Source organism: Paenibacillus vini (assembly GCF_018403325.1).
GTDB lineage: Bacteria > Bacillota > Bacilli > Paenibacillales > Paenibacillaceae > Fontibacillus > Fontibacillus vini.
In genome coordinates this window covers 1-208 of the sequence record NZ_BOSL01000098.1, presented here as the reverse complement: position 1 = coordinate 208, position 208 = coordinate 1, and the positions used below count along the sequence as shown (strand labels likewise).

General features: G+C 52.4%; 1 rRNA gene. It reads right to left on the bottom strand.

Going from position 1 to position 208, the window contains the following annotated elements:
- Positions 1-2 precede the first annotated feature (2 nt).
- Positions 3-208, bottom strand: a 23S ribosomal RNA gene (locus KJS57_RS26330); the annotation flags it as partial.

Here is a 208-nt window from a genome sequence, read left to right as displayed (position 1 = left end):
TTTTGGATAAGCCCTCGACCGATTAGTACCTGTCAGCTCCATACATTGCTGCACTTCCACCTCAGGCCTATCAACCTCGTAGTCTTCAAGGGGTCTTACTAGTTGGGAAATCTCATCTTGAGGGGGGCTTCACGCTTAGATGCTTTCAGCGCTTATCCCGTCCGCACGTAGCTACCCAGCTATGCTCCTGGCGGAACAACTGGTGCAC